Annotated in this window: 1 protein-coding gene; it reads left to right on the forward strand. The window is 44.6% G+C overall.

What is annotated here, in order from left to right:
- On the forward strand, positions 1 to 491 hold a 491-nt coding region (locus LB465_RS18105), incomplete at both ends, for a transposase (RefSeq protein WP_224471317.1).

Below are 491 nucleotides of genomic sequence, written 5' to 3' on the forward strand. Positions count from 1 at the left end.
TTAGCCCAAACCACCGCAGATACCACTACCTTAAAAAACCACCTGCAAGATCATGTAGACTCCTACGATCAAACACCACAAAGCCTTACTGCAGATGCCGGCTATGGCAGTGAAGAGAATTATACCGATTTAGAAGAAAAGGAAATTACAGCTTATGTAAAGTATAACTACTTCCATAAAGAACAGCGCGATAAAAAGCATCGGGAAAACCCATTCCATCCGGACAACCTATTCTACAATAAAGAAACCGATACATATTACTGCCCTATGGGCCAGGCGATGAAGAAAGTAAAGCGTTATGAGAGTGAAACCACTACCGGTTTTAAGCAGCAGGTTCATCGCTACCAGGCTCAAAACTGCCAGGGGTGCCCGCTTCGCGGTGCTTGCCATAAATCGAAGGGAAATAGGATGATCGAGCGCAATCATAACCTGATCCGTCTCAAAGAAAAAGCCAGGAACCTACTATTAAGTGAAGCGGGAATAGCACATCG

The organism is Salegentibacter lacus, assembly GCF_020164555.1.
Taxonomy (GTDB): Bacteria; Bacteroidota; Bacteroidia; order Flavobacteriales; family Flavobacteriaceae; genus Salegentibacter; species Salegentibacter lacus.